Origin of the sequence: Nostoc sp. PA-18-2419, from assembly GCF_005869855.1 — a bacterium.
GTDB lineage: Bacteria > Cyanobacteriota > Cyanobacteriia > Cyanobacteriales > Nostocaceae > Nostoc.
The window spans coordinates 1-25,335 of the sequence record NZ_SZNH01000056.1; the positions used below are offsets into that span (position 1 = coordinate 1).

Genomic DNA, 25,335 nt, shown 5'->3' on the forward strand with positions numbered 1-25,335 from the left:
CTAGCTTCAACAACAGCCGTTCATTGCACTTCTTCCTGGCTGCATGGCCTGTGATTGGTATCTGGTTTACGGCGTTGGGTGTCAGCACAATGGCGTTCAACTTGAACGGTTTCAACTTCAACCAATCAATCATTGATTCTCAGGGTCGTGTAGTCAACACTTGGGCTGATATCATCAACCGCGCTAACCTGGGTATGGAAGTTATGCACGAGCGCAATGCTCACAACTTCCCTCTGGACTTGGCTGCTGGTGAGGTTGCTCCTGTCGCAATCACCGCTCCTGCTATCAATGGTTAATTGCCACCGAAGTCAGGTAAAAGCTAAATAAAGCCTAAATGAAAAGTGCCCTCCAAAAGGAGGGCACTTTTTGACATAGCGTAGGTTTTAAGTAGCCTGACCCGGCTTCAGCACGACCTTAATGCAGTTGTCCAGCTTTTGCTTAAAGATTTCGTAGGCGTGGGCGGCTTGCTCTAGTGGCAGACGGTGGGTGATGACGAACGAGGGGTCAATATCACCGTTTTGAACATGGTCGAGTAGTGTCTGCAAATACCGATGCACGTGTGTTTGTCCTGTTTTCATGGTTAAGCCTTTGTTCATGAAAGCACCCATCGGCATCTTGTCCACAAAGCCTGTGTAAACACCGGGAACCGACACTGTGCCGCCTTTACGACAAGCAACGATCGCTTGACGCAGTACGTTGGGGCGATCGGTTTCCATTCGCACCGCTTGCATTGCCTTGTCATAAAAGCCTTCTAAACCCATGCCGTGAGCTTCCATTCCTACTGCATCCATCACTGAATCGGGGCCTCGACCCCCAGTCATTTCTTTGAGGGCTTCACCCACCTCGATTTGTTCATAGTTCAAAATTTCTGCTCCCCCATCTCTTGCCATCTGGAGCCGTTCGGGAACGCGATCAATGGCAATCACGCGCCCAGCACCCAACATGAAGGCACTTCTAATCGCAAACTGCCCGACTGGGCCGCAACCCCAAATCGCAACTGTATCTCCTGGTTGGATGTCACAATTTTCTGCTGCCATATAACCAGTAGGGAAAATATCCGTGAAAAACAAAACTTGTTCATCTGCCAGTCCATCGGGAATCTTGAATAACCCGACATCAGCAAAGGGAACACGGGCATATYCCGCTTGACCTCCAGCGTAGCCCCCCGTTAAATGGGAGTAGCCGAAAAGACCCGATGGAGAATGACCCATCATTTGCTCCGCCATCCAAGCATTGGGATTGGAGTTATCGCACAGCGACCATAAATCCCTTTGGCAAAAGAAACACGAACCGCAAGAAATCGTAAAGGGGACAACAACGCGATCGCCAACTTTTTTATTCTTAACACCACTCCCCAGTTCAACGATCTCTCCCATGAATTCATGCCCCAAGATGTCCCCCGCTTTCATTGTGGGGTTGAAGCCGTTGTACAAATGCAAATCAGAGCCGCAAATCGCTGTTGAGGTAATTTTGACGATCGCATCGCGCGGATTAATGATTTTGGGATCGGGTACAGTTTCAACCTCTACCTTGTGCGTACCTTGCCAACAAACTGCTTTCATTGCTGAAGTCTCCTAAAGTATAAGTTGGGCGTTGCATTAAATGTGGGATGAATTAGCAGTTGAAACCATTGAAAAATCGTTATAAATTGTGCAAAATCTTCCTCTGACTCAGCAACGCCTTGAGTTGTTCTGAATTTCTGTAATTCCAAGCGCGATGCCTGGGTTGGGCCTACATATTGAACAGGGTGTAGGGTTTGGTTAGAAGGGAATTCAAGCCCCAACTAACTGTAGGCACCGTCTTGCGGTGGGGTATTAAACCCGATTTCTCTTGAAGCGGGGTCTTGGGTAAAAATGGGTGTGGGGTGTGGGGAATAGAGAAATAACTCAACAACTCTCACCACAAACCTTATCTTTTTCCCCCGCACCCCACCCCCGACACCCCTTCTTTTCCGCACACCCAAGAGCGAAGCGACGATAAATATCAGCAAAAACAGCAAAGACTACATCAGAATCACTCAACTGGTAACCAGAAGTTCACTTACAGATTGGGGAACAAGAACAGTATCAATAATATGGATAACTCCGTTATCAGATTCGATATCGGGTTCTATAACTTTGGCATCATTAACTTTAATACCGTCAGAAGTATTGATCGCCAGCGTTGATCCTTCCACTGTTGGGGTTGAACTCAAGGTATTAATCTTGCTGGATGGAATGCGATCGGCAATCACATGATATGTCAACAGTTTTTCTAACTCAGGCGGATTATCAAGAAAAATTCCCATCGTTCCTGAAGGCAGCTTAGAAAAAGCTTCGTCAGTCGGGGCAAACACGGTAATGGCGGCAGGTTCCATCAGTCCTTGTAATAAACTAGCTCGATTAATACCTTCAACTAAGGTTGTAAAGCGACCGTCATTTATGAGTGTATCTACGATGTCAGCCATGAGTTATGCTCCTAAAAATATTAAATGTTCAACTCTATTAGCGTTAGTGCAGCTGATACTGAGCGTTGTTGATGAAGTCAGTGTGCTTTGAATCGAGTTGTTCTGGTTAGCACAGAAGACCAGCGCAAACACCCATGCCGATAATCATAAAGGTATTGCGTAGAGCATTATTGGCGAAGCCAATATTTATCCTTTTCCCTTCGGTTGACCTTCGGTTGTTGCAATTTCGCCCGTTTCCATCAGCATCTTGAAGCGGCGCAAATCGTCTCCTAGTTGCTGTTCGGGTGCTTCACCAAAGACTTTGGCAATAGCATCTCCAATCGCTCCACCGGGTGGTTTGTATTCGGCAATAACTTTCACCTCAGTGCCGCGATCGTTGAATGTTGGCTGGAAGCGAACGGAACCAGAGTTGGGAATATTTGCACCTTCAACTGAAGTCCAACTAATCAATTCATTTTCGCGATCATCAATAATATCTGCATCCCATTCAATGCTTATGCCTAAAGGACCGCTAGTTACCCAGTGAGACCGCTTCTCGTTATATACCTTCACGTCTTTGAGATGCTTTGTAAAACGGGGCAAGTTCTCAAAGTTATGCCAGAAGCGGTAGAGTTCCTCTGCTGGCTTGTTGATGGTTAGAGTTTTTTCAATCTTAATGCCTTGACTCATAAAAATTGTCTAATTAGGATATTGTGTTGTTGGCTTACCCTGTCTCTTCTGATTAATAGTGAGATGAGCCAGCGATGGTCTACACTGTGAGCTTGAGAAGACGTAACAGTTCAAAGCGAGTACAGCAGCTTCGTGCAGCTTATTTGTTAGCCGATCCGGGTTCGTTGAGCTTGCGATTCAGTTCAGCACTGACTGTATCAGGCAGGACACCAGCTATAGCACCTTGAATCTTCGTCTTCAGCGATTCTGCAAGGACACTATCCTTACCTGCCATCAGAGCCTCAAACCCCTGCTTGGCAACTTCAGCTGGGTCATCCTTTTTGTCCGAACCCACTTTTGTGTTGTCCAGCCCTGCACGATGGAAGAAGTTGGTTTCAGTCGCTCCGGGCATGAGTGCGGTAACGGTAACACCCGTGTCTTTCAATTCGTTGCGGATTGCCTCTGCAAAAGAGTGAACGAATGCCTTTGATGCTGCATAAACTGCCTGAAACGGACTGGGCATCTGGGAGACAATCGATGAAGTAAAGAGAATTTTACCCTTCCCACGATCAACCATGTCTTTCACGACTCGTTTAGCAAGATGAACAGTTGAGGCGACGTTTAGCTCAATTAGATTGAGTTCTTCCTGCAAATTGGTCTTAGTAAACTCACCGCCAACACCGACACCTGCATTAATAGCGATCGCATCCACAGGTTGCCCGATCAGCTTAATCTTATCGTAAAGCATCTCTACTCCGTCATAGGTTGCAAGGTCGGTTTGTACTGTCTCGACCTTAGCACCCAATTGCTCAAAGGCAACAGCCACATCGTTAATGCTCGAACCAGTAGAGGTTACTAACAGATCGAAGCCGTTTTGGGCAAATTGTTTAGCAAGTTCGTAACCGATGCCGCTGGAGGCACCCGTCACCACAGCCAAGGGGCGGGTCAATGAACTGTTCATGATGTTCTACTCCTTTGGTTTTACTTCTTGCATACCTGTGCTGAATCCTTGTTTCAATTCTTCAAACGGATTTAGTAAAGATGCCTTCTTGAACTTGCATACTTCATTTGCTCGTTGCCCCGATCCATTAAATCCACAGGGCAATCTGGCTACCGCTTCTCTTGTTAGGCTACACCAACACTGACGGTCTGCTTTACCCTGTTAGTCAGGGCTGCCATACCAAAGAATTCATGTGTAAATTAAGTATAAATGTTATTATTATTACAAAATTTTATCTTTGGATTTAAACGGTGCAGTTGAGCTTGGGTCATAACATTTATCTCCTAACGATGCTATTTCATCTTAGGAAGACACTTGGTTGATTACCTCTAGCGTAAGGGTGTTTGTAGCGATGCCTATCTATGTTGAAGGGCTGATTACGTGTCTAGTTGTATGCTTAAGATTTCCATAAAAATAATATACCTGATTAATTGACAARGAAAAGTAAATATGCAGTAATATCATGTCCGGTTGAATACTATGATATAGCAAGCGAATTAAAAGTTAGGACATATTGAAAGCCTAGATGTTAGGAACAGTAATGTTTTACCTCCAGCATAGCTGCCTTCTGCCGACGCTCTCTACGAGACGCTCTTGCTAGCTTGCTTCTCTGTAAGAGTACGCGGACACGGCTTATACTGTTTCACTTTAAAATTGATACAAATAAGGCAGCAGTGGGGCAGGGAGCAGGGGGCAGGGGGAAAGAATTAAAGATCAATTATTTGTATCAGCCATTTTGTGAAATAGTATTAGCTGCGCTATCCTGCCTCCTACTATATCTGTGAGGGTCGGTAATGGATAATCGGGAATGGGTGATGGGGAAAAAACATCACTATTCACCTCTTCCAATTACCTATTCCCTTTTTCTTAATTAGAGACTTTCAAGAATTTTTAGCACTTCTGCTGCTGACTGATATCGTTGAGTAAAGTCGAAATGTACCATTTTATTTAAGATAATAACTAACTCGTTTGTAACCTCAGCTAATTCGCGCCAACTGTGCCAAACGTCTGTATTACCATTAGGTTGAGTTTGGATAATTACTTCACCAGTATTTGTATCTCTGCGAAACACCCTTGGGTCTACTCCAGTTAAAGCTTGTATACCCATAATTCCCAATGCATAAATATCGCTGTTTAGTTTTGGCAGCCCACTCATTTGTTCAGAAGGTGCGTAACTAGGAGTACCAATTGAAATGGTCTGATTTTCTTGTTGTTGGGGCTGAATTTGTTTAACAGCGCCAAAGTCAATTAAAACAATGTGCCCATCTGATTCTCGTCTAATTAAGTTACTAGGTTTGATATCTCGATGAATTACACCATAGCTATGAACAAAAACAAGTACGTGTAAAACTTCTTTGAGCATCTCCACAACTTCAGTTTGTTTTAATCGCACACCAGAGGTTAGCTCTTTGTCCATAGCGTGTCCCCGGATAAATTCTTGCACTAGAGAAAATTGGCGATTTTCTTCAAAAAAAGCTAACAGTTGTGGAATTTGTGGATGCTTACCTAAAATTTCTAAAATTTCTGCTTCAGCGTTAAATAAGCGTCTGACAACATTTAAATATTCTATATCTTGGCGGGGAGGTCGTAATTGTTTAACTACACACTGGGGATTACCAGGGCGCTTAATATCCTCAGCTAAATAAGTATTACTAAATCCTCCAGAACCCAACCCTTCAGTAATTTTGTAGCGATTATTTAGTAGCGTGCCTAATGCAATTTCTTGCCCAATAGAATCAGCAATTACTGTTGGCGCTTCATTGGAAGTATCACCTCGTTGCCGTAAAAGGGTTTGTAATTCGATAATTAATTGTTGGTGTTCCTGAACTCGCTGGGCAATTTCTTTTTGCTCTTGCTTGGTTTGATAAGCGGTATAGGTAAGGACACTCCCACCAGTAAATATTAACCCTAGTATTGGAGGTATTATTGGCAACCATCCAGCTTGAGTAAAAATGAGAAAATTACTTCCGAATAACACAGCCAAGACTGTTGCTGCTGCCAATCCTAAAGCTAGAGGATGCTGAATTCGCCATACTAATAAGCCACCAACTAAAGTCCATCCCCATATCCACAGAACTTTACCCCACTCAGGGATAGACCAAAATAAAGACTGTTGTTTAAGAACAACACTGAGAATTTGACTAACACTGTGGGCATGAATTTCAATTCCTGCCATCTTGCCAGAATTATCTGACTTACCACTAGTAAATGGGGTATTAAAAATATCATTTAAAGTATTTGCTGTTGAACCAATTAAGACGATACGTCCTTTAACCAAATCTGGTTTAACTTGGTCTGCAAGCACTTGTGTAATTGTTACCTGTTGAGCAATTTGATGACCAGAACGGTAGTTAAGGAGGATTTGGTAACCGCTTGTATCAGCTTTTTCATACCCACCAGCGTTACTTTGTAGAGGTTTAAATACAGTATTTCGTAATTTTAATTCTTTTTTTGGAGTAAATTCTGGTCGGATACCAGCAACTTCTAAATATTTGAGTGCTAGCTGCAAACTAAAGGAATACGTACTTTGACAAGGATCAGATTTCTCAGAACTTGCTAATAATAAATTGCGACGAATTGTAGAATCAGTATCTTCTACAACATCACTAAATCCTACTCGTTCTGGTTCAACACCTTGAGGGGGAGCAGTTCCAGGATTTTTAGAACCAGAATGTTTACAGATAGGAATGATGATATCACTTTGTTGTAAGCGTTGCAGTAGCTTGTCATGACCAGGTTGGACAGGTAAATCGCGAAAAATATCTAGACCAATAGCTCGCGGTTCGGATTCCTCAAGTTTGCCCAACAACCGATCTAGAAGTTCACCAGACAGCGGCCAATTCCATTTCTGGATATCGTTATCAGTTAAAGCAACAATCAACAGACGCGAGTCTGGCCCTGGATCGGCGCGTAATTGCATCATCTGGTCGTAGACTCTCATCTCCAAAGGTTCAAAAATCCCAAGTTTTTGAATACCTACTAGTAAAACTGTGGCGATCGCACTTGAAAATATAACTGGCTGTCTCAACAAACTTTTGAAGTTGGCAAACATTTTTCTACATAAGTTTTCTTTTAAAATATACGTATTTTTTTATACAATTTTTCCTGATTGAAATTATTCTATGCAATTTGCAACTTTTCAAAAAATAATTTGGGTACTGGGGATTGGAAAATAGTATTTTTAATTTTATTCCCCAGTCCCCACTTACTACTAACGGGACTGATAAACAAAAAAGTATCCCACTGTTCACAGTGAACAGTCAACAGGCAACGGTCATCAGTCATCAACTTCAAACAGGATAATTTATTTGTTACAGTTCCCTAATGTACTACCTGTTTCAAATAATGCACGATCGCCTCTGCGGTTGGTACATTAGTTGCCAGTAAAACTTGATTAATAGTGCATAATCTCAGCAGTGCATCTTCATTGGCTTGACCAGGCTGAGGTTGCAGCAAATCTCTCAAGAAAATAACTGCTTCAACTTCTCCCGAGCCGACCAATGAAGCAATTGTTTGATATCCTCCAGAAGTTGGTGCAGGAGTTTGTTGACTAATAGTTATACCCTTTTGTTGTAAAACTTCGCCCACAGATGGCCAGGTAATTGTAAAATTGTGTGAGAAAAATTCTTGATGCTGAGCAACAAATTCTGCCAGTTCTGATTTCTTGCTTTCGTGAGCAATCAGTACTATGTTTTTTAGAGCGATCGCTTCTGGAGGCTCACTCACATTTATTGGTTGGAAAATTTCTTCAGATTCAGTTGTTTCTACTTCAGATGAAATTTCATCAGATTTAGTTGCTTCTACTTCTGAAACTTCTTCAACAGTTTGACTGGTGATTTCAGAAGCTTCACTTTCTACTGGCTCTAGAGATTGAATCTCACCTGAGTCAGAGACTTGATTTACATTAACTTCTTCTGTACTCGTATTACTCAAATCAACGTATTGATTGTTGAAAACTGGAACGTTCTCATCAGGTGCAGTCAAGGCCTCAGGAACTTCGCCAATCTTTTCATCAGCTTGTATTTCAACATCTGCGGTGTCTTGCTGGAGTGGCGTATCTAAATTGACTAAATCCTCACTAGTTTCCTCTAGGACTTGGCTTGATGTGTCCTGATGTTGAATGTCTGCGTCTGGAGCAATTTCAGTAGTTTCGGCAGTAACATCATTAGCAGGGCTATTAACATCTGCCCTGCCTCCTTCATAAAACGGCGTACCCAAATGTACAGTTTCTTCAGAAACAGTTTCTTGAGAAGTAGCTTCAGGAACACTACTCTCTTCAGGTACTAGGGTAAATATGTCACGTGGCTGAACATAAGTGACTTCTGCCTCCAGCGCTGCTTCCAACTCTGCATCGCGCTCGTCTGTAGTTTGAGAAACTACATTCTCAGAAATATCACGCGGCTGGACATTTGTGACTTCTGCCTCTAGTGCTGCTTCCAACTCAGCATCGCGCTCGTCTGTAGTTTGGGGAATGGCACTTTCTGTATCACGTCGTTGTACAAAGGTAGCTTCTGCTGCCAGTGCTGCATCAAAATCTGGAACCTCATCGTCAGTAGCTTCTTTCGGTGTACTTTCTTCCTCAGGAATTTCAGTGAGATTTTCAGGTGTAGCTATTGCTTCCTCAGGTTCGGCTTCGCTGACTTCTGGAACTTCTACTTCTCCAATTTCTGGGGTAAGTTCTTCTTCTGCAACTAATGTACGCAAATTTACAATATCATTACGGACATCATGTGGAACTTCGCTGACAGCTTCTGGTGGCTGAACTATATTTTCAGAGCTGCTTATTTCAATAACTGAGATTACATTATCAGTTGGAGTAGAAGCAACTTCTGATTCGCTGATTTCTGGAGAAGGAGCATTAATTTCTGGTGTTTCTACTTCGTTACTAATTGGCGTGATAACTTCGTTAACAACCTCTGGAGCTGAATTAGTAACGCTGGGAGTGCTAACATTTTCAGGCGATCGCGACCGAGAAAACAGAGAAGGATCTATAATTCTGAAGACGGTCTCTGGTAATTGATCGGCCAAAGGAGCGATCGTTTCCATAATCAGAACGTAATCTGCAATTCGGATCACGTCTCCATCATTCAAAATGTATGGTCGATCCTTTTCAGCCTGTTTGCCATTAACTATTGAGCCATTTCTACTACCAAGGTCGCTGAAGTAGTAAGTTCCACCTTTAATAAAGAACTTAGCATGTAGGCGGCTAACATCAGCACTATCCAAGACTAAATCAGAATCAGGAGAGCGGCCTACTATCCATTCTGCCCTGGTTGTAGTGTCTACGGTCAGGTCAACTTCATTGACTTCACTTACAGTTGGTGAATAGCTAACTTTTACTTTCATATTAATTTTTGGTTAATTTTATTGATTTCTGCTACCCAACGCTGACGGGTAGTATGTTCTAAATTTAAAATATCATCTTGTGACCAATGAAAATGATAAGCAATAAAAGCTACCTCCTCATATAAACTATCAGAGGGGTAGCTTATGACTCCCCCGCCAGTTCTAGCTCTACTGAAAATTGAGCATTGCAGTGGGGACATTGTGTCGGAATATGTACATTACCTTGCTGGTTAATTCGATTATAAAATTCTCGCAGATAGGCGATGTCATGTAGGAGTAGTCCTTCGAGTAATTCTGGGCTAACAGAGTTGAAACTACCCAAGCGAGTGATAACACGTGCAAGCATTACCAAGACACCGTAAGCTGAATTTTCTTGAACTTTGCGCTCTTGTTGGATCAAAATTTCATCTTTAGCAGTGGCTAAACGCATCACTCCTTGACGATGTACTCGGTTTTCACCATCACTCAACCCTCTAGGAAGAGTGAAAGCAAATTCAGTATAGAGATCATCCTTTTTACGGGGCATAGAGACTGAGGATTAGGTATTGGGCATTGGGCAAACAGGAAGTGTGGGAGAGGTGGGAGGATAGGGAAGAAATGCAAGTGTGGGAGGAAAAGGAGGTGTGGAAGGATAGGGAGGATGAGGAAGAAATCTTGCCCCCCTCTCTCCCTACACTCCCCCATCTCCCCACACTCCCTAGTCCCCAGTCCCCAGCCCCTCAATTTTGAAGCACTGGTTCAGGAGAATTTACTGTATTTTGTGATGAAGTTTCGCTTTCCAAGCCATTTATTCGTCGATAAAAATCTTGGAGATAATTTAAATCCTGGGCAAAAAAGTTTTCTACTATTGCAGGACTGATATCAGATAAAGCACCCAAGTGGGTAATCACACGTGACAAGATAATAATTGTGGCATAAACCGGATTAGCTTTCACTCTTGGATCGCGCAAGGGTGCAATCTCATCTATCGCCGTTGATAATCGCATCACACCCTTGCGATGGAGGTTGCCTTCAGAGTCTAGATATCCTTTAGGCAATGTAAATTCAAACTCTGTGGGAAACATATTTCTCCTATATTATTGTGTGCGTTGAAATTCCTCAAAAGCAATCTCCAACTCTTCAATTTCTATTTCATGACTGTTAGCGTTGAGATCAGCAATTTTATAACTTGTAGGCCAAGCACCAGTTAATTCAAATCTAACTTCTTTTTTTGATGCCTGATCATAAATAGATAAAGAAATAAATTCACGCTTTTGGGCCCACTTCCCGTCTTCAACATCTTCAAACCACTTCCACAAATCTTTCGAGGTACTCAAACCTTTACGTAAAGTAATATTACCACTTTTAGAATTACTAGGAAGTTTTGTTCTCACCGCTTTTCCTTTTGAAGCAGTTCCCCATTTTTGAGAAGTAACTTCACAAATTTCAATTACTTCCTGGGTTCTTTTGAAGCCTTGGCATTCTAAAAAGTAGCCATCACTATCATTTTGACCTATGTCTAATCTCAAAAAGAAACGATAATTTGACAGAATTTCAGGTATAGCAGCCATTGTTTTTACATTAGAAGGGACTGGAGATTAGGGACTGGGGACTAGAGACTAGAGACTAGAAAATAAGATTAAAAATGCTATTTTCCAATCTTCAGCACCTAATACCCAATCTTTAATACCCAGTCCCTTTTACAAAAACTAAAAAATTAAGTTCTATGCTTTGACTTCTTTTTGTTTTGCGATTATTTCATAACCCTCAATAGATACTTCAATTTTTTCGGTTGCTGGGTCATTTTTTGTGACATCAAATTCTGGTCCTGTATATGATTCGGGAAAACAAGCTTTCAAGTTATAACGAATAACTTCAGTTTTTTTATCTTGAGTATAACCAACAACTGAAATTGCTTTCCGGTTTTCATCCCATTGACGAGGTTTTCCATCTTCGCTACAGGCTAAAAACCATTTGTGCAAGCTTTCATCGCCATTGTAATTCATGGTAATTGTGACATTATTAAACTCTGCTTGTCCGGGAAGATTTTGCCGTAATGTCTTACCATTTTTACTTGAGCCTCTAACACCTTTGGTGGCATTATTTTTTGCCCCTAATCCTGTTACTGATTGAACAAACTTTTCAGTGATTCCGTCTGCTTCAAAATAGAATACAGAAGCAACTACATATTCCCCAGGCATATTTCATCTCCTAAATAAGTTAAAAATTGTCATTAGTAGAGACGCAATTAATCGCGTCTCTACAATCGCGATTAATCGCATCTCTACAATAGTCATTAATTCAATGACCAATGATTTATTGAGGCTCATCAAGTGCATTCCATTGGCTGATGCGGAAGATGACAAACTCCGCTGGTCTGACGGGGCAAACTCCTATTTCAACATACAAACGACCTAAAATTATGGTTTCTGGTGGATTGAGTTCGGCATCGCATTTTACATAAAATGCTTGTTCTGGCGAATCTCCAAATAAAGCACCTTCACGCCAAATTCGCTCTAAAAAATTACTGACGGTACGTCGGACACGTGCCCATAAATCTTGGTCGTTGGGTTCAAAAACTACCCATTGAGTGCCTAGTTCTATTGATTTTTCTAGGTAACTAATCAACCGCCGGACGCTGATATAACGCCACTCTGTTTTATCTGGCTCAACTAAAGTCCGCGCACCCCAGATGCGGATACCTCGATTTGGGAAGTTGCGAATACAGTTGATACCAAGGGGGTTCAATAGTTCTTGTTCGCGGAAGTTGGTGTCGTAACCCAAACCAATTACGCCTCTGGGTACTTCATTTGCAGGTGCTTTGTAAACTCCTCTAGTTTCGTCGGTACGTGCCCAAACACCCATTACATGACCGCAAGGAGGTACTAAAATCGGATTGCCGCGATCGCGTGGATTGGGAACTTTAACCCAAGGATAATAAAGGGCGCCAAACATCGAACGACGGTTAAATCTATTCAACCAATCCACTACTTGTTGAGGTTTAACAGCGTCTGGTGGTGCGTCAAGTACAACCATGCGGTTGGGTGGATTAGGAATATCGCCACTGGCAGAACCCTCACACATGCTAATCATCAGTTCCATGATGCCGTGGACTTGATCCAAATTCACCACTTGCTCTTGATAAGCCCGCATCAAGTCAGGGCAGGCCAGCATTGTGATTTCATCGATTTCAAAAATACCGCGTACCCCTGTGCGATCGTCGCGCACCCCTTCTAAATCTCGGGAAAATCTATCCGGTGGAGTAGCTACAATTGGCGGTGCTAGTTCGTACTGACCATTAACTGGACGGCGAGTTAAAGGTTGTCCGCTTTGAGTAATGTCTTCTAGGGTGACATACATAGAATTTCTCAAAGCCCCCAGCGCATAAGTTGCTACTTGAGCAGCAGCCTCGCGGTTCATGGTCAAGTTTTGGTATTCTTCTAAAAGTTCATCTCCCCGACGAATCTGAACGGTGAAGTATTCTCCCGTATTTGGAGGAGCCTCTCCTTCAGTACCTTCAGGTAAAGCACGAGGAGAACCATCGATAATTACAATATTTACTAATCCACCTGCTGCTTGTTCAGGGCGCAAAGTAAAGCGCAAGGCTGGACGATTGCCACGAGAGTTGATTCTCAGAGTCGCAGGTTCTTGAGTTGCAGGTTTGGGTGCGCCTGGTAATTGAGTGCCGATGCTTGTTACCCAACAGCGACCCCCACCATTCATAAAGTAGCCATAGACTGCAAAGGGTAAGTAAGCGTTGAAATCGGTGAAACCATCAGAATTAGGACGAGCAAAATAGTTGAGATATTGCGTCCAATTAGTCACCAACATCGGCTTAAATAGCTCAGCGTCATCTCGAACATCTTCTGTAAAACCGACAAATCCGGCAACCGCTGTGCTAACACCCTCAATCGGTCGGCTCCCTCGGTCAAATTCTTCAATGTAGACACCAGGAGCAAAGTAATCAAGTCTAGCCATGAAAGTCTCTCCAAGTCAGTAAAAAATTAATTATTCAGGAGTTAGAAATATTTCTTTGAAAGTATGACTTTGGTCATCTACCAATGCATTGATATTCTGGGGTAAATAGCCAGGACAATCTATATTTAAAACATAGTTACCCATCTCAAGGTTTTCAAAAAAGAACAGCCCTTCTTTATTGGTTTCCATGAATTTTTTACTTCGCAGCAAAGTAACTTTTGTTCCCATTAGTGAAAGATTTGTCGTTGCACTCTTGACAACACCTGCAATTACTACGCGCTTACTCAAAGTCTGGATGCTACCATTGCTATTCCCGTGCATTTGATTTCGCAAATCAAAAATTCGCTCCCAAACTAAAGGTACTGTAGTAGCTTGGGTATCAAGAGGCACGGTAATTGTCAAATATAAGGCCGAGCGCAAAGGTACATTCAGAGCGCTCCATAAGCCGCCAGGCTCAACTGAGGGTTGTAGTCCAACCATCATTGGCAAACTACCATAGCCCCGTAATTCCGGAACTAAAAACTCCTCCTCTAAAGCTCGATGGCGCATAAGTAGCGTCAATGCTTCACTCAGGAAGTGATGCTCACCTAAAGTCGTCCGATCCCAAGCTGTTAATACTAGCGAAACATCAAACCAAATAGGCGCCCAATTGACAATACCGGCTTGCAGATGGCGTGTAATATTACGTTCAACTTGCCTTCCGGCCTGTTGGAACTGCTTGCTCTCACGAATGTCATAAATATATAAATTGAGAGTCGGCCCGGCTCCTTCTTCCCTGCGATTACTGGGATGGCTGAAGTCAATCTGCTCTGTACTGGTGAGTGAAGTTCCTCCAGCTAGAATTTCAGCTAAAGTTTGAAGAACGAAGATAAGCATGAAGGTATTGTGCTGGTAGCTAAATCCAGATGCATCTAGGGTATCTGTATCACTCTGCTAAAGTAATTAGACTTTTGTCGATATTTTTAGATGAGGACTGGATACCATTTCAACTCAAACAGCGATCGCTTCGGTGCAAATGATGTCTGCGAGGGGTTACACCTACGTATTTACCCAAAATGCTCCGAGTAAAGCGATCGCTCTGACTCGACTTTCCAGTTAGTACCAGATTAGAGAATCTCTAATTTAGGAAAAACTTTCTTAAAAAATCCGAAAAATAGCTACTCTAGTGTGTAGATTAGTCTGGAGGAGTTTTTCTCTCAATTCCGCAAGAAGACTGAGCGCTTATCCCACAATTTTTATTAAATTGTTACAACTCAAAAGTGCTGTATACTTACAAAAGCGGGATCTATTTGTGAATAATAACTTAATATTTGTTTGTAAAAGTTATTTTCAAAGATAACTTAAGAAAAAAATAAACATTGGTGAAACTGCATAAATTTATACTAAATAAGAGAACAGTAAAAAAAATTACTACAAAAAGCGAGTGAAGCTATGACACTAAGCTTTTCTCTACACAAACAAGAAAATGGCTCTAACAATTTAAATTCCTCAGATATCCAAAGTTTTTGTCAACTTGAGTCTGAGCAATTAACTAGTCAAGAGTCAATTTTTTTCGTTCGGATTGTCTATTTTGATTGCTTGCTGAAAACTCATCAGGAGGTGATCAATTATCGTCAAGACCAATCTCCTTTTTTGGGAWAAACTTTAGCTTATTTCCGCTCAGAAGTATGGCTGACGGATTTTCCGCCTGTTTTTAGTTTAAAAAAATTTCAATTAAAAGATTTTTCGTCCATTTGTTATATTTGCCCGATAGGGTATAGGAATCAAAAAGCTGAATACATTCAAATTCTTACTGATGAACCTCTATCAGAGAGTTTGCAATTATACATACAACGCTCGGCGATGCTCTTAGGTAAGTATGTAGATATTTACTTAGACTACGGGAGACAAAAAACGGAAATTCAACTGTTGGAAGATATTTTGCACCGAGTCGGTCATCAATTGCGTAATTCTTTAGGACTGATTGGACTATATGCACATAATTTATGTTTAGGGTTAAAGGAGAATCCTTGGCAAGAACAAGCAACAATTATTAGCGAAAGCATCCAAGATTTGGATACTAATTTAAGCGAACTTCTTGATTGCGGTCAAAGTGTAAAATTAAGGGTTAGCCTTCAAGATTTAAGAAGTTTAGTCGTTGAAAGTGTTAAACATTTACAACCTTTAATTAATGAGAAAAAGCTGAAAATTACGATTCCCAATACATCTACCATCTTGAAAATAGACCGACTACAAATGAAGCAAGTATTTGACAATCTTTTAAGTAATGCTGTTCATTTTAGTCCTGATTCAGCAACCATTACCTGTAACTGGCAGATTTTTCAAGATGAAGTTTTAATTAAAATTTCTGACCAAGGGCCAGGAATATCTCCAGAAGATATGCAAAAGATATTTACCCCTTTTTATTCGCGTCGTCAAGGAGGTACAGGGCTGGGTCTAACTATTGCTAAAAAAATTATTTTAGATCATCAAGGAAGTATTTGGGCACAAGTTTTATCAGAACGGGGAGCGCATTTTTCGTTAATTCTACCAAGACCAAGGAGTCGATAAATAATTCGTAATTAAAAAGATGGTTAACAATCAAAAACTTTCAGTTTTACTTGTCGATGATGAAGAACGCTTTCGCCAAGGAATACGTACTCTACTCAATTTTTATAATATTAATTCTGCATTACCTGTAGAAATTGTGGGTGATGCAGATTGTGTAGAACAAGTTTTAAAATTCACTAACCAGAAGAGTCCAGATTTAATTTTGTTGGATATGCAATTAACGGGATGTGATGGAATTACAGTTCTGGCACGTCTTAAAGAAACTGGTTTTTCTGGTAAGGTTTTAGTATTATCTGCTCATCAAGAAGATGACTGGATTTTTCGAGCAATGCAGGCGGGAGCCGCAGGTTATGTATTTAAAAATCGTCTGGCAACTCAATTGTGTGAAGCTATTAATACTGTGACTAAATCTGAAATTTATTTACCTTCAGAAGTTGCAAGTCGATTTTTTCGGTTTTTTCAAGCTTATTCAGATTCTTCTGTTAGAGCATGTCAGCAAGTGCATTTAACACAAAGAGAGCAAGAAGTTTTACACTGGTTAACTCAAGGTGCTTCTAATGAAGAAATCGCTAAGCATTTATATGTGACGGTTGCTACTATTAAGGCGCATCTCACCAGTATTTTTGAAAAATTGAAGGTTACTAGCCGCACTCAAGCTATTGTGGCTGCACTCAAGTTAGGATTAGTTAAAGCTTGAGCGCAACACAAGTAATCGGGCAATTCACGAAATTTCTCTATGGCTTCATTTGAATCTTTTTATCAACAATATCCTTGCTCGTACAATTCCCCCTTAAATTGCGATCGCCCTTTTCAAACGGCGCAGCAAATCAAGGGTGCTAAGTTTTGCTTGGAATGTGGTTTCCCAGCAACTTTACCGCAGGAGGCTGAGATTAAAGGAAGTCAGGGTACTTATCAAGTAGGTAATTTTTCTGGTGTGCGGGGTTTAGGCCGTTTATACTCAGGTATCCAACTCAAAGATAAACAGCCTGTAATCATCAAAGAATACCTCTTACCCAACCGTTGTTTTAATGAAGACGAAACGATAAAACGCAAGGAAAGTTTTAAAAGAGTCGGTGGTGTAAGTTTAGCCGATAGTCGAATTCAAAACTTTCGACTTGTGGAAACAAAAGAAGCGATCGCAGATGATAAAGGAGAACGCTGCTATTTAATCTCTAAAGGAATAGACTCATCCCAAACTTTAGGTCAATATATCACCGAAAAGGGAGCAATGACACCTGCCCAAGTGCGGGAAGTACTCAATCAAGGACTACAAACTCTCCAATTTCTTCATACCCAAAAACTGCGTTTTCCTTCTAATCAAATACAATTAGGTTTAACTCACGGCAACATCAATTTAGATAGTACTTTAATTAAAGTTGAAAATCAGCAAAAGTTTTCTATATATTTTTGTGATTTAGCTATTTGGGAAAACTTATTTATTCCACCTGTTATTTCTCAACCAAGCCCCGCCAGACCGGAACAAGATTTACAATCTTTAGGAATGGTAGCCTTCTATTTATGGGTAGGACGAACAACTAATTTATCTACTAAGCAGCCTTTAGATCCTAGAGAAAATCAACAATGGCCGGATACAGATAATCATTTAAAACAATTTATTTATCGTTTGATGGGATTGGAAACTCCCTTTGCAAGTGCAGAAGTAGCTCGTCAAACACTGTTGCAACTTCCTAAGGAAGATAGTACCAGTACTTCAGTGCGTGATGCTTCTCAAGTAATTGAAAAGCGTCTGCCAATGCCCTTAATTTTATTATTAGGAATTCTAGCTTTACTACTACTTAGCGGGGGAATTTGGTATTTTATTTTACGTAAGTCAACAAATCCAGTTAATAACTTTATCGAATGGTCTAAACTGGTGCGGAACTTTTCAGAAGTTCCCAACGTTCCTTCAGGACAATTTACTTATACAGGAGAAAAAGATAGCACATGGAGTTTTATTTTAACGCAACCAGTAGATAACAGTCGTTTAGCAGATTTCTTGGCTCAACCCAAGCCAGATGCAACAGCAACATTTAACTATGAATCTGTTTTATCAGCGGATTTAAATAATCCAAATAAAAGTATCCAAGAAGTAGAAACAAATAAAAAAGACTTTGCAATTACTAGTTTGGCAAACAACATTACAAGTAAACTAGCAAAAGAACAAGTTGCCTATGATGGATTAATTGTATTTGTTGCATTTAATAAGAGAGACTCAAATCTGGCGAATACTCTAGGAGGGAAAATCAGTCTTGAGCAATTGCGTCAAATTTACACAGGAAAAATTACTAATTGGCAACAAATTAATTCCCAACTGCCAAATCCTCTAGAAATCAAACCTTTTGCTCCCACCGAACCAGAAGCGATCGCTAAATTTCAAGAAATAGTTTTGAAAAATGACCCTCAGGACAAAGCTTTATTTGCAGCGAAAGTTACTAAACTGGATACCACAAAAACCCAAAACCAGATACGCAGCGAGATTTTAGAGGGACGAACCAGTGGGATTATCAGTTTTGGCATAATCAGTAAAACATCAAAACAGTGTACTGGTTATCCCCTAGCGATCACCGATGGTAACAAGCCAGCTAATCAACCTTTGTTTCAAAGACGCGATCGCCGCTCAATTAATCCCTCAGATGATTTATGTCAACATGATGATTATTATGTTGATGTCACAACTTTCCAAAGCTACCCCTTGGGATACCCTGTTTTTGTAGTGTACCCTCAAGACAGTAACCGCCTGACTGGTGGTTCTACATTTGCCCAGATGCTAACTACTCGTCAGGGTCAGTGTTTACTTAGTAAAGTAGGTCTTGTCGCTTTACAACCTATGCCTGATGATATAAATTCCTATGCCTGCAAATCGGTGCCCTAATCCTAGTTGCGAATATTTTAACCGCGCTCTGCCTAACAATGCTAAGGTTTGTCCCTGGTGTTCTACTCCTGTGGGTAATGTAGTTTCCTCTACACCACAACCGCCTATTGAGCCACAGCAAAGTCAACCACCTATTCAACAACCACCTATTCAACAACCGCCCATTCAACAACCACCTAGTCAGTATCAGCGCCCGGTAACAGACCAACCTAATTATCAAGTTCCTCAACAAGCCCCGGTAGATTATTCAACAGTTTATCAACCACGGGTTGCTTATCCACAAACACCCCCTCAATATGCCCCCCCGCCTCAAAGAGCGCCAGTCTTAAAACTGATTCATACCACCGGCAGAGAATTTGTCCTCGTGGGGGAAGGAGGTTATATTGGGCGTCGCAGTCAGAGTCCAGGAATAGCGCCGCCAGAAATTGACTTGACTGGCATTCCTAATGAGGGAATAGTCTCTCGTCGTCATGCGCGAGTCGATTGGGATTGGTCGCAAAATGCATATATGATTGTTGACATGAGTACCAATGGTATTTATTTAAACAACAATATTTTGACTCCTGGTATGCAATATCGCCTGCTTAATGGTGATGCAGTCAAATTTGGTCAGGATAATCTAGTCAATTTCACTGTATATGTAATGTAGTATCAAATGAGTTTTTGGGAGCGATCGCCTTTCTTCTCAATCCCAATCGTCTCTAAGGGACTGACAAATAAAAAAATATCCGACTGTTGAGAGCCAGCGGTTAATAGGAGCCAGTGCTTTGCGTATCTTCCAATAGTTGTAGCAACTGGCTCTCAACAGCCATGAGTCAGCAACTTCAAACGTGATAACTTATTTTTTGGAGTTCCCTAATACCAATTCTGTATGAAGATGCATAGAAAGAACCCCACTACCTGTGACACCTCCCCAAACTCACGGGGAGATAGGGAAGGGTCAAAAGAATATACAGCTTCACAGAGAATTTGTATAAGTCAGATATAGGAATCCTATTTGATTTTTGAAAAAGATTAAAAGAGAATACATAGAGGTGTAGAAGTGTAATAGCAGACAATAATAGCTGAGGATCTACAAGCAACAAGACTCTCGCAGGCAATGACAACTATGATGCTACCAGAGGGAACCAGCCTTTGTGCGATCAGAGAACTGCAAGAATTTATTGCTCAACGTCCACATGTGCGTGAGGTCAGGAAAGCGTTAGCAGTAAAACTGGTTTATCAAGGCTACTTATATGAGGAAATTCAGACAATTCTAGATGTATCACTTGGTTCGATAACAGGTTGGAAACAAGCTTATGAGCAGAATGGAATTGATGGACTGCGGTTGAATCATAAGGGAAGAAAGAGCTACCTGATGATTTTCCCACTCTTGAAATGTACGGGGTTTTTTCAAAAATTAAATAGGAGTCCTATAGTTATGAAGAGTTCTGGCAAGTTGACGATGCGATCGTCCAATACTTTATTCCCTGCTACCGTCAGCTAAGTCAATTAATTAACAACTAAAAACTTCAAGCATATAACTTAGGTAATTCCAAAAATAAGATTGATTATCTACGTTATTTATTAGCCCAGCCGTCTAACCAATAATTACTTATTTATTGGGATGGTGCTTCTTACCATAGTTCTCATTTTGTCCAAGACTTTTTAGCTGAGGTCAACCTTAGTTTACTAGAAGAACAATGCCTAATTTACGCTCGTTCACTTTGCTCCTAATTGCCCATAACAAAATCCGCGCTTAGGATATCTAGTTGAGAGCAAAAACTTGGGTGTAATGTTTTTGTGCCTTGCTTTTAACTTTCTCACATTTCAAGTGGATGGAATAAATGGTTTATCTAAAACACAAACGAACAATTTTATATCTCTCCAGATGAACGGACTTTTTTCACAAATCAAATCATAGTTATATAGAATTTTGTAATCKCAAAGTATTCTGCATAAAATATTATGTTATATCGAAAATTTATCTATAACAATACTAAATAAATTTTATTTTAGTTCAACTTGCAAATAAATTATATTTAAGATAGTATAAATATATTGTATGTAAATTCAGGAGTTAATAGGTATGACAAGTCATTTAGAAAAAACAGCTAATGCTAGCAAAATTAGCATTGAAGTTAAGGATGTTATACAGCAGAATGCACAGCTTTTAAACTCCTATGGACAAGATGGGGATAGTGGGGATTATTCTAAAGAAAATGGTACTAAGGTAACCTGTATTTAAAGTTGTACTTTATCTAAGAGAATGTCATTGGTCATTAATCCTGGAATTTTTTCAAGACGAATGACTAATGATTTGTTTAAATAAAAAATTTGCTCCTCATGTTGTGTAGAGTATTTTTTCTGGAGTTACGGTAAAGAATAGACAAATAATAGCGTGATTTTTGATTGAGTTTTAGATTCAGTCAGAGATAATTTTATCAAATTAAAATTAAATATATAAAAAATGCTAAATTTTAAATTTATTTTTTAATATAGAGTGATCTGTGCAAAGTCTTAAGGATTTAATTAAACCATATCAAATCAATACTTTCCTAGAAAAGAACTGGACGAAAGAAGCTATTTTCTTACCTAGTGATGGAGAAAGAAATTTTAATAATCTTTTTTCGTGGGACAAACTTACAGATTTAATTAATTATCATGAGTTTGAATTTCCCAGCTTGCGTTTATCAAAAAATGGAAAAATTTTAGACAAAAACGAAAATACAAATTTTCTGAAACACTGTCAAGAAGGAGCAACTCTTGTTATTGATAGGATACATAATTTAGTACCTGAAATTGCTACCTTTACTTCAAAACTTCGGCATTCTCTAGGATGTAGAGTTCATGTGAACTTATATTGTTCACTTCCAAAACAACAAGGTTTCAGTTGTCATTATGATCCCCATGAAGTTTTCATATTACAGATTGATGGTCAAAAAGAATGGCAAATATTTAATGATACATTTAAATATCCATTGCCAGCTCAAAAATCAGATTTATTTTCACCACCTGATGGACAGCCATATTTAAATTGTGTTTTAAAACCAGGAGATATTTTGTATATACCACGAGGACACTGGCACTATGCAGTTGCTCTCGATCAACCTTCTTTACACTTAACTGTTGGAGTACACTGCAAAACAGGTATTGATTTTTTAGAATGGCTAATTAGTGAATTATCTCATAAAGAAGAGTGGCGTAAAAGTATGCCTCTAATTACAGATGGAATTTCTGCTTCTGAGCATTTGGATAATTTAATCCAAAATCTTGTCAAAGATATTACTAATAATGATGATATCCCAGCTGAATATATTGATTTTATTAAAAGTTCAGAAAAGCCTATTGTGAGTTTTTCTTTACCTTACCAATTAGGATTTAACATATTTCCCAATGGTAGAGATACAAAGTTTACAAGACCCAACGTTCAGCGAGTCAGAATCTCAGATTTAAGTAATGACAATAGTTACAAAATTAAGATTTGGAACAAAGAGATTATCTTAAGAGGGGTAACTACAACTTTAGTTAATAATTTGTTTAGTAAGGAAAGTTTTAATGGTAATGATGTTGTAAGTTGGTTGCCTGACTTTGATTGGGAAATTGATATTGTCCCTTTACTATCACGTTTAGTATTAGAGGGAATTATTTTTGTTAATACAAGCACAGATGCTTAAAAATATACCCAAAATTTTTTATTCAAAGCTTCATTTCCATAGTTATATGAGGAATACCTAGATATTCAAATACTTGACTTGTCTCCTGAAATCCTAATCTTTTATAGAATTTTAATACCGGAGTTCGTGCATTCAATTTTAAAAATTTTAACTTATTTGTTTGAGCTTTATTTATGAGTTTTTTAATAAGTCTTGAACCTATTCTCTGGTTACGGAATTCTGGTAAGACTGCGACATAAGAGATAAGTCCTAATTCTCCAAATACTTCCCGTAGTCTGGCTGAACCAACAATTCGTTCATTAACAATTGCTAGTAAATGGAAGGAATCTTTTTCATGATTATCTTGCTCTGTACCTTGAGCCATTTCTAAAGGTTTTCGGAGAACAAGCCAACGTACATAATACATTTCAGTAAGTTCTGCTTCACTAAGTACTGAACGAATAATAACTCTACAATCTCTAATCATAATTAATTACCAATTACATCCATATTCAAAATATAAAGCTATTAGTTTGAGTATTCACTTGTAATATAGTAATCCGCTTTTATTTCTGAAATGATTTACGTAGGGAGGGAACAGGGAACAGCAACAAGGGAGATAGAGGTGTACTGATTTTTTGCAAAAATCAAATAGTAATCCTATAGCTATTTCAGATAAAGATACAAACCAGTAATAATTAAGCATGGCTAGGACGTATGACAATTAAACAAATTGAAAAACTTAAAACTCCTAAATTTCTCCAACAAATCGAATCAACCTTAAAACCATTGGATTTTTTGGAGCGCTGTGCCAAAAATTATGGAGAACTTTTTTTTACTAATTCCTTTGGGAATTTAGAAACTTTAGTTGTTAGTCATCCCTTGGATCTTCAAGAGTTATTTAATCCCACAAAAAAAATTCTTGATGCTCCAGGTGCAGCTAATGAAATCTTCAAACCTCAACTTGGAGAAAACTCATTAATTATACAAGATGGAGAACGCCATCAAAAACAGCGAAAGCTAATCATGCCTCCATTTCATGGGGACAAAATGCTCAATTATGGGCAACAGATTTGTGAGATTACCCAACAAGCGATCAAACGCCTCAAACCAGGTGAAACCTTTATAGCTCGTCATCTGAGTGAAGACATTACGATGACGATTATCTTAAAAGTAGTCTTTGGTATTGATGAGGGACTAAGATTTGAAAAATTGAAAAATTTAATGGCAACTTGGCTGGGTTTGACTAGTTCACCACTCAGCGCCAGTATTTTATTACTGCCATCTTTACAGAAGGATTTAGGTGCTTGGAGTCCTTGGGGAAGATATCTCCGTTTGCGACAACAGATTGATGAAGAATTGATGGCTCAAATATTGGAGCATCGCCAACAAGTGCAATCAAGMCGTTTAAATATTCTGAGTTCGTTAATAGAAGCAGAATATGAAAATGGAGAGACTATGAGTGATGCCGAATTAAGAGATAATCTCTTAACTTTACTCAATGCTGGTCACGAAACCACTGCGACTGCTATTGCTTGGGCTTTGTACTGGATTCATCAACAACCAGAAGTTTATCAGCTCTTATTGCGTGAGTTACAAGGCTTAGATACTCACGACCCGAGCAAAATTGCTCAACTTCCTTATCTGACAGCAGTTTGTCAAGAAACTTTGCGGATTTATCCTGTAGTTCTTTTCACTTTTCCTCGAATTACTCTACGCCCTGTTAATTTAAGGGGATATGACGTTGCTTCTGGAACATATGTAACACCTTGTATTTATTTAACTCATCGTCGAGAAGATTTATATCCTCAGCCAGACAAATTTCAACCGCAGAGATTTATTAATCGTAAATACTCATCCTATGAATTTTGGCCTTTTGGAGGAGGTTCTCGTCAATGTCTAGGTCAAGTATTTGCCTTGTTTGAAATGAAATTAATTCTAGCGACGATTCTGTTAAATTATCAGTTGAAATTAGAGGAGAAAGCCCCTGTTACTCCAGCACGTCGAGGTTTTTTATTAGCTCCTCAAGGTGGAGTCAAAATGAGTCTTATAGCTGATACTGCTTGTTAGACGAACCCATCGCCTGAATAAAATTCTTTGAATTCAGGGCTGACGCTCTTACACCTACTGTGTACACACAAGTCTTGTAAAGTTGCTGCGTAAGCTGCTCCACATTTAAATTGCATAATTATGGCGGGCAAGATGCCCACCCCACAAGACTTTAATGAAATTTAGATATGCAAACTAGATGTGGAACAGCTTACCCCTCTTGTGTCACTCTCCGAAAACATTTGTCATTTGTGAATTCTAGAGCTTTTATATACTAAGCGATCGCAGGATTTTTTTCTAATAACGAATGCAACACCTATTTTTTCCTAATAGTAAAGCTTGTATTGACCGACTGATAAAGCTTTTAGAGATTGTCTACTCGGAAAGTGACACAAGAGGGTTACAGCAGTTTTCAAATGAATAGACCACAGTGGGCAAATCAACCCCAAGCATCATCAGAGAAAATTTGCTGATTCACAATCTGAGTTAAAAGTTGATTTAGTGCCTCATGTGTTGTAACTTTTGCTGCTCGCAAACAGTGCTTCAGTTTTGACCAGCATAATTCAATTGGAGATAAATCAGGTGAGTAAGGAGGTAAAAAGACAAGACGTGCGCCAACTGCTTCAATTGAGTCTTGAATCACCGCAGCAGTATGTACTGATAAATTATCCATCACCACAATTGCTCCAATCCATAATTGTGGTGCTAGAATCTCTCGCACGTAAGTTACAAAGACATCAGTGTTAACACTACCGGAAATACTCATGGTCGCAATTAGTCCATCCAAACTTAAAGCTCCGATAAAAGATATATTTTGTCCTCGATTGCGGGG

General features: G+C 39.8%; 22 protein-coding genes and 2 pseudogenes. 9 read left to right on the forward strand and 15 right to left on the reverse strand.

Features of this window, described 5'->3' with window-relative positions; genetic code table 11:
* A pseudogene (locus FCR06_RS29805) lies at nt 1–296 on the forward strand (photosystem II q(b) protein); the annotation flags it as partial.
* Nucleotides 297–383: 87 nt separating this feature from the next.
* On the opposite strand, the gene FCR06_RS29810 reads toward FCR06_RS29805, so the two are convergent.
* From FCR06_RS29810 to FCR06_RS29870, 13 genes are all read right to left on the reverse strand, one after another.
* A complete protein-coding gene (locus tag FCR06_RS29810) occupies nt 384–1,562 on the reverse strand; it encodes a zinc-dependent alcohol dehydrogenase (protein WP_138506245.1) in 1,179 nt (392 codons plus the stop codon).
* Nucleotides 1,563–2,017: 455 nt separating this feature from the next.
* Nucleotides 2,018–2,446 carry a fasciclin domain-containing protein gene (locus FCR06_RS29815; protein WP_138506247.1) on the reverse strand — a complete coding sequence of 143 codons (429 nt, stop codon included), beginning with the start codon at nt 2,444–2,446 and terminating at the stop codon, nt 2,018–2,020.
* A gap of 186 nt (nt 2,447–2,632) precedes the next feature.
* Nucleotides 2,633–3,115: an SRPBCC family protein gene (locus tag FCR06_RS29820; RefSeq protein WP_138506249.1), complete on the reverse strand. Its 483-nt coding sequence runs from the start codon at nt 3,113–3,115 to the stop codon at nt 2,633–2,635.
* Between the two features lie 139 nt (nt 3,116–3,254).
* Nucleotides 3,255–4,055: an SDR family NAD(P)-dependent oxidoreductase gene (locus FCR06_RS29825; RefSeq protein ID WP_138506251.1), complete on the reverse strand. Its 801-nt coding sequence runs from the start codon at nt 4,053–4,055 to the stop codon at nt 3,255–3,257.
* Nucleotides 4,056–4,965: 910 nt separating this feature from the next.
* Complete coding sequence (locus FCR06_RS29830; RefSeq protein ID WP_138506253.1) at nt 4,966–7,146, reverse strand: CHASE2 domain-containing serine/threonine-protein kinase; 2,181 nt, start codon at nt 7,144–7,146, stop codon at nt 4,966–4,968.
* Between the two features lie 269 nt (nt 7,147–7,415).
* Nucleotides 7,416–9,440 carry an FHA domain-containing protein gene (locus FCR06_RS29835; RefSeq protein WP_138506256.1) on the reverse strand — a complete coding sequence of 675 codons (2,025 nt, stop codon included), beginning with the start codon at nt 9,438–9,440 and terminating at the stop codon, nt 7,416–7,418.
* Nucleotides 9,437–9,640, reverse strand: coding sequence for a DUF6760 family protein (locus FCR06_RS34670; RefSeq protein WP_138506258.1), 204 nt, complete (start codon nt 9,638–9,640; stop codon nt 9,437–9,439). Before FCR06_RS34670 ends, FCR06_RS29835 begins: the two co-directional genes overlap by 4 nt.
* Entirely contained in the window at nt 9,583–9,966 is a 384-nt protein-coding gene (locus FCR06_RS29845) for a phage tail assembly protein (RefSeq protein ID WP_138506260.1), read from the reverse strand. The genes FCR06_RS34670 and FCR06_RS29845 overlap by 58 nt, the downstream gene beginning before the upstream one ends.
* Nucleotides 9,967–10,159: 193 nt before the next feature.
* The gene (locus FCR06_RS29850) at nt 10,160–10,504 is read right to left on the reverse strand and encodes a hypothetical protein (protein WP_138506262.1); all 345 of its coding nucleotides are present in this window, start codon (nt 10,502–10,504) and stop codon (nt 10,160–10,162) included.
* 12 nt (nt 10,505–10,516) lie between these two features.
* The gene (locus FCR06_RS29855; RefSeq protein WP_189523627.1) at nt 10,517–10,990 is read right to left on the reverse strand and encodes a phage tail protein; all 474 of its coding nucleotides are present in this window, start codon (nt 10,988–10,990) and stop codon (nt 10,517–10,519) included.
* 153 nt (nt 10,991–11,143) lie between these two features.
* A complete protein-coding gene (locus tag FCR06_RS29860; RefSeq protein WP_138506264.1) occupies nt 11,144–11,620 on the reverse strand; it encodes a phage tail protein in 477 nt (158 codons plus the stop codon).
* A 115-nt stretch (nt 11,621–11,735) separates the two neighbouring features.
* Nucleotides 11,736–13,397: a phage tail sheath family protein gene (locus FCR06_RS29865; protein ID WP_138506266.1), complete on the reverse strand. Its 1,662-nt coding sequence runs from the start codon at nt 13,395–13,397 to the stop codon at nt 11,736–11,738.
* 30 nt (nt 13,398–13,427) lie between these two features.
* Entirely contained in the window at nt 13,428–14,273 is an 846-nt protein-coding gene (locus FCR06_RS29870; RefSeq protein ID WP_138506268.1) for a Pvc16 family protein, read from the reverse strand.
* Nucleotides 14,274–14,828: 555 nt separating this feature from the next.
* Between FCR06_RS29870 and FCR06_RS29875 the strand changes: the two genes are divergently transcribed.
* The 7 genes and pseudogenes from FCR06_RS29875 to FCR06_RS29900 all read left to right on the forward strand — a co-directional run bounded on the left by FCR06_RS29875 (nt 14,829) and on the right by FCR06_RS29900 (nt 22,475).
* A complete protein-coding gene (locus FCR06_RS29875) occupies nt 14,829–15,947 on the forward strand; it encodes a sensor histidine kinase (RefSeq protein ID WP_138506270.1) in 1,119 nt (372 codons plus the stop codon).
* A 19-nt stretch (nt 15,948–15,966) separates the two neighbouring features.
* Nucleotides 15,967–16,644, forward strand: a complete 678-nt coding sequence (locus tag FCR06_RS29880) for a response regulator (RefSeq protein ID WP_138506272.1) — start codon at nt 15,967–15,969, stop codon at nt 16,642–16,644.
* A 39-nt stretch (nt 16,645–16,683) separates the two neighbouring features.
* A complete protein-coding gene (locus FCR06_RS29885) occupies nt 16,684–18,819 on the forward strand; it encodes a substrate-binding domain-containing protein (protein ID WP_138506274.1) in 2,136 nt (711 codons plus the stop codon).
* Nucleotides 18,797–19,468: an FHA domain-containing protein gene (locus tag FCR06_RS29890; protein ID WP_138506276.1), complete on the forward strand. Its 672-nt coding sequence runs from the start codon at nt 18,797–18,799 to the stop codon at nt 19,466–19,468. Before FCR06_RS29885 ends, FCR06_RS29890 begins: the two co-directional genes overlap by 23 nt.
* 450 nt (nt 19,469–19,918) lie before the next feature.
* Nucleotides 19,919–20,176: pseudogene (locus FCR06_RS29895) on the forward strand (helix-turn-helix domain-containing protein); the annotation flags it as partial.
* A 711-nt stretch (nt 20,177–20,887) separates the two neighbouring features.
* Nucleotides 20,888–21,046, forward strand: coding sequence for a hypothetical protein (locus FCR06_RS33160; protein WP_189523628.1), 159 nt, complete (start codon nt 20,888–20,890; stop codon nt 21,044–21,046).
* Nucleotides 21,047–21,308: 262 nt separating this feature from the next.
* Nucleotides 21,309–22,475 carry a cupin domain-containing protein gene (locus FCR06_RS29900; protein ID WP_138506278.1) on the forward strand — a complete coding sequence of 389 codons (1,167 nt, stop codon included), beginning with the start codon at nt 21,309–21,311 and terminating at the stop codon, nt 22,473–22,475.
* A 22-nt stretch (nt 22,476–22,497) separates the two neighbouring features.
* On the opposite strand, the gene FCR06_RS29905 is transcribed toward FCR06_RS29900, so the two are convergent.
* Nucleotides 22,498–22,941: a GNAT family N-acetyltransferase gene (locus tag FCR06_RS29905; protein ID WP_138506280.1), complete on the reverse strand. Its 444-nt coding sequence runs from the start codon at nt 22,939–22,941 to the stop codon at nt 22,498–22,500.
* Between the two features lie 230 nt (nt 22,942–23,171).
* Here FCR06_RS29905 and FCR06_RS29910 point away from each other — a divergent pair, with 230 nt between their 5' ends.
* On the forward strand, nt 23,172–24,524 hold the full coding sequence (locus FCR06_RS29910) for a cytochrome P450 (RefSeq protein ID WP_138506282.1): 1,353 nt from the start codon (nt 23,172–23,174) through the stop codon (nt 24,522–24,524).
* A gap of 418 nt (nt 24,525–24,942) precedes the next feature.
* Here the strand turns inward: FCR06_RS29910 and FCR06_RS29915 are convergent.
* On the reverse strand, nt 24,943–25,335 hold a 393-nt coding region (locus FCR06_RS29915), incomplete at its 5' end, for a transposase (RefSeq protein ID WP_138506284.1).